Source organism: Kitasatospora sp. NPDC091257 (assembly GCF_044757675.1).
In the GTDB taxonomy this organism is placed as follows: domain Bacteria; phylum Actinomycetota; class Actinomycetes; order Streptomycetales; family Streptomycetaceae; genus Kitasatospora; species Kitasatospora lactacystinica.
Window position 1 is genome coordinate 1 of the sequence record NZ_JBIVVI010001084.1, and the last position, 3116, is coordinate 3116.

Annotated in this window: 5 protein-coding genes; 2 read left to right on the forward strand and 3 right to left on the reverse strand. The window is 75.4% G+C overall.

Annotated elements, in window-relative coordinates:
• Nucleotides 1-225: 225 nt before the first annotated feature.
• Together ACIQOV_RS34630 and ACIQOV_RS34635 are read left to right on the forward strand one after the other, a co-directional pair.
• Nucleotides 226-873, forward strand: coding sequence for a hypothetical protein (locus tag ACIQOV_RS34630; protein ID WP_401054810.1), 648 nt, complete (start codon nt 226-228; stop codon nt 871-873).
• The gene (locus ACIQOV_RS34635) at nt 870-1115 is read left to right on the forward strand and encodes a hypothetical protein (protein WP_401054812.1); all 246 of its coding nucleotides are present in this window, start codon (nt 870-872) and stop codon (nt 1113-1115) included. Before ACIQOV_RS34630 ends, ACIQOV_RS34635 begins: the two co-directional genes overlap by 4 nt.
• Here the strand turns inward: ACIQOV_RS34635 and ACIQOV_RS34640 are convergent.
• From ACIQOV_RS34640 to ACIQOV_RS34650, 3 genes are read right to left on the reverse strand one after another with little or no spacing between them, the layout of a single operon-like run.
• Complete coding sequence (locus tag ACIQOV_RS34640; RefSeq protein WP_401054813.1) at nt 1083-1904, reverse strand: zf-HC2 domain-containing protein; 822 nt, start codon at nt 1902-1904, stop codon at nt 1083-1085. The two genes, ACIQOV_RS34635 and ACIQOV_RS34640, sit on opposite strands and share 33 nt — an antisense overlap.
• Complete coding sequence (locus ACIQOV_RS34645) at nt 1901-2473, reverse strand: sigma-70 family RNA polymerase sigma factor (protein WP_401054814.1); 573 nt, start codon at nt 2471-2473, stop codon at nt 1901-1903. Before ACIQOV_RS34645 ends, ACIQOV_RS34640 begins: the two co-directional genes overlap by 4 nt.
• 33 nt (nt 2474-2506) lie before the next feature.
• A complete protein-coding gene (locus tag ACIQOV_RS34650) occupies nt 2507-3079 on the reverse strand; it encodes a hypothetical protein (RefSeq protein ID WP_401054815.1) in 573 nt (190 codons plus the stop codon).
• Nucleotides 3080-3116: the final 37 nt, after the last annotated feature.

Genomic DNA, 3116 nt, shown 5'->3' on the forward strand with positions numbered 1-3116 from the left:
CTCCCCCTCGCCCAACGCGCCTTCGCCCACCACTGCGGCCGCGTCCTGGCCCGGATCGCGGCCCGGGCCGGCTGAGCACCGGCCGCCCCCCACTCACCCGACGCACCTTCACCCACCACTGCGCACGCGCACCGACCCGGAGCACGGCGCGGGCCGGCCGGACGGCGGGCGGGCTGTGGGTAAATCCGCTCGTCGGGGCGGTGGTCCGTTCGGGATGATCGGCGGATGATGTCGATACGACCGGTCCTGGAGATCTTCGCCCCCGACGGCTTCGCGCTCTGGCCGACGGGCAGCCACGAGCCGTACGGGAGCCTCACGCTGAACGGGCGGCGGACGGCAGCCGAGGTCGGTACGGCGGTGTGGCGGCTGGCCGACTGCAACGACGTCGAGCCCGAATCCGAGCAGGCCGAGGAGCGCGGGCCGCGCCCGGCGGACCCGCTGGGCGGCTTCCTGCACGGGCTGCTCACCGAGTCGCACCCGTACGCCCCCGGCGGCCTGGTGGTGACCGACTCCGTCACCGGCGCCGTCTTCGAACCGGGCTGCTGCAACGGCCTGGAGGACTGGCGCGAGTGGCTGAACGTCACGGACGGCTCCGGCACGGCCTGGTTCGGGCACGACCCCGACGCCCGGGCCGAGTGCGTCGGCCGGGTCGTCCGGCTGACCCAGAACGCCGAGAACGGCGAGGGCCCGGTGATCGAGCTGCCGGTGGACGAACTGCGCCGGCTGCTCGCCGGAGTCGAGCGGGACCTGCGGGACTTCCTCGCCCTGGCCGCGCGCTGGGCCGGGCAGCAGCTGCCCGAGCACGCCGCCGCCGTCACCGCCGCGCTCGCCCGGGCACTGGACCTGGAGCCGGCCCCGGAGCTTCCGTCATGACCAGCTTCCACACCCACCGGGCCCGGGTGCACGACGCCGTGCTCCCGCCGTACCGGCGGCACAGCTTCGAGCCCGCGCTGCGGGTCGGCTGGAGCCGGACCTGGCGGCGGGAGCACATGACCGGCTCCGGCGAGCCGAGCCCGCACTGGCCGGGCGTGCGGGGCACGGCCCGGGTGGAGCGGCTGGAGTCGTACACGGTCGACCTGGAGTCAGGTGTGGTGCGCCGGGACCGCGACCAGTAGCGCGCCGCTGTCCTGGACCCGGACCTCGAAGTGGTCGATGTCCCCGGGCTGGAGGGCCGCCCCACCGGTGGTGCGCACGGTACCGTCCCCGCCCCCGTAACCGCTCGCGGGGACGGACCAGCTGGTGACCGTCTGCTGCTCGCCGGTGCGCGGGACGGCGACCAGCCGGCACGTCAACGGGCCTTGGACGCCGGAGAGTTGCAGGCTCACCCGGGTGCCCCAGGTGGTGCCGTCCAGGCCGACGGTGGCGTGCGCGCCGGTGCTCGGGTCGGTGGCGCTGAACTGCTCGGCCACCGCAACCACGGCGGGCGTGTGCTCGGCGGTGAGCACCGCGGCGGTGACGGCGGGGCCGGCCGCCACCATCGCGGTCGCGGCCAGGGCCAGCACCAGTCGCCGGATCCGGCCCCGCCGCCGGGTGGTGCCGACCTCGGCGACCAGTCGGTCCAGCAGCTGCGGGCCCGGCTGCGGGGCGGAGCCGGCCGGGTCCGTTCCGGCCGCCCGCACGGTGGCCGAGTACTCGGCCAACATCGGCTCCACGGGGCCGAGTTCGGCCACCTTTTCGGCGCACTGCGGGCAGTCGGCGAGGTGCTGTTCGAAGGCGGTGTGCTCGGCGGGCTCCAGCAGGCCGAGGACGTACGCGCCGACGTCCACGTGCTCCGGGCCGACGACGGGATCACGAGGTGTTCCGGAGCTGCCGCGATGAGCGCCGGAGGCCTGGTGGTGAGCGCCGGAGGCGTCGCCCGGCGGGCCGGGCGTCCGGTCGGGGTCCGGGTCGGGGTGTCCGGTCACGATGTCACTCCCCGTTCCTCCAGCGCGAGCCTGAGCGAGCGCAGCGCGTAGAACACCCGCGAGCGCACCGTCCCGGCCGGGATGCCGAGTTCGGCGGCCGCCTCGACGGCCGTGCGGCCCTTCAGGTAGGTCTCGACGATGATCTCCCGGTGCGCGGGCGAGAGGTCCGCCAGTGCGTCCGCGACGGTCATCATCCGCAGGGCCCGGTCGGTCTCCTCCTCGGCGGGCAGCTGCTCCAGCACCGCGGCGTCCACCTCCCGCGGCCGGGCCATGGCGCTGCGGTGGCCGTCGATCACGATCCGCCGGGCGACCGTGACCAGCCAGGGCCGCAGTGAGCCGGCCTCCGGGTCGAGCCGGTGGATGTTGCGCCAGGCGCGGACCAGCGTCTCCTGCACCACGTCCTCGGCCCGCTGCCGGTCCCCGGCGACCAGGTGGAGCACGAACCCGAACAGCGGACCGGCGTGCTCCCGGTAGAGGGCGCGCATCAACTCCTCGTCCGGCGCCGCCGTACCGTGGCCGCCGGCGCGTCCGACGGGGTGCTCCTCGGTCACCACTTCATCGTTGCGCACCCGGGCCTCCCGGTCGAGGGCGGTCGGGACCGGTCAGTAGCCCGGGGTGCTGGGCATCGGGTTGCTGGGCGCCGGCGTGCTGGGCGCCGGCGTGCCGGGCATCTGCGGGGAACCGGCCGCGGTGCCCGCCCTGCCGCCGCTCGGGGTCAGCGCGAACCAGGTGCCGCCGACGCCCTGGCCCTTGGTGTCGCCGGGCTTGGTGTCCGGCGAGTAGCGGTAGGCCGGCCAGCCGTTCAGGGTGACCTGCTTGGTGCCGTCGGCGCGGGTGACGGTGCCGACCAGCTTGCTGTCGATGCCCTTCACCGTGACGTTGCCGTTGGCGTGCTCGGGCGGCCAGATGACGGCGCAGCTGCCGTTGCAGGAGGACTCCGGCGGGCTGTTCCGGTCCTGGTCGAAGCGGTAGAGCGTGAAGCCGGCGCTGTCGGTGACGATCGTGCCCAGCTTCGGGTCCTGGGCGGTCTGCATGGTGACGCCCGCCGGGGCGCTCGGGCTGCTCGACGGGTGCGACGAGCCGCCGGACGACCCGCAGCCGGCGATCAGGGCGGCGGCCGCGATGCCGGAGGCGGTCAGGACCAGGGTCCGGCGGGTGCGGAGTGTGGCGGGCATGGGGTGCCTCCCGCGGGGGAAGGGGTCGGGACGGACC